Here is a 1,077-nt window from a genome sequence, read left to right on the forward strand (position 1 = left end):
ACGTTGTCGCCCGGCATGACCATCTCTTTGTCGGCCGGCAGAACGATCGAACCGGTCACGTCGGTGGTACGGAAGTAGAACTGCGGACGGTAGTTGTTGAAGAACGGGGTGTGACGGCCACCTTCGTCTTTCGACAGAACGTACACTTCGCCGGTGAAGTCGGTGTGCGGCTTGATCGAGCCCGGCTTGGCCAGAACCTGGCCACGCTGGACGTCTTCACGCTTGGTGCCGCGCAGCAGCAGGCCGACGTTGTCGCCAGCTTGACCCTGGTCCAGCAGCTTGCGGAACATTTCCACGCCGGTGCAGGTGGTCTTCACGGTGTCGACGATACCGACGATTTCGATCTCTTCGCCGACCTTGATGATGCCGCGCTCGACACGACCGGTCACCACGGTACCGCGGCCCGAGATCGAGAACACGTCTTCCACCGGCATCAGGAAGGCGCCGTCAACGGCACGTTCCGGGGTCGGGATGTAGCTGTCCAGTGCGTCAGCCAGTTGCATGATGGCTTCTTCGCCCATCGGACCAGCCTGGCCTTCCAGCGCCATACGTGCCGAACCCTTGATGATCGGCAGGTCGTCGCCCGGGAACTCGTACTTCGAGAGGAGCTCGCGCACTTCCATTTCGACCAGTTCCAGCAGTTCTTCGTCGTCGACCAGGTCGCACTTGTTCAGGAACACGATGATGTACGGAACGCCAACCTGACGCGCCAGCAGGATGTGCTCGCGGGTCTGCGGCATCGGGCCGTCAGCGGCCGAGCACACCAGGATCGCGCCGTCCATCTGCGCAGCACCGGTAATCATGTTCTTGATATAGTCGGCGTGGCCCGGGCAGTCAACGTGCGCGTAGTGACGGTTTGCAGTCTCGTACTCGACGTGTGCGGTGTTGATGGTGATGCCGCGTGCTTTCTCTTCCGGAGCCGCGTCGATCTGGTCGTAGGCCTTGGCTTCGCCGCCGAATTTCTTCGACAGGACGGTTGCGATTGCAGCCGTCAGGGTGGTTTTGCCGTGGTCAACGTGACCAATGGTGCCGACGTTGACGTGCGGCTTGGTCCGTTCGAATTTACCTTTTGCCATT

Annotated in this window: 1 protein-coding gene; it reads right to left on the minus strand. The window is 61.0% G+C overall.

Translation table 11 applies throughout. The annotated features are described in order from the left end of the window. A partial coding sequence (gene tuf, locus LQV39_RS26310; RefSeq protein ID WP_230030142.1) for an elongation factor Tu occupies nt 1–1,076 on the minus strand: 1,076 nt, incomplete at its 3' end. Nucleotide 1,077: the final 1 nt, after the last annotated feature.

Source organism: Massilia sp. Bi118 (genome assembly GCF_918697865.1).
In the GTDB taxonomy this organism is placed as follows: domain Bacteria; phylum Pseudomonadota; class Gammaproteobacteria; order Burkholderiales; family Burkholderiaceae_D; genus Telluria.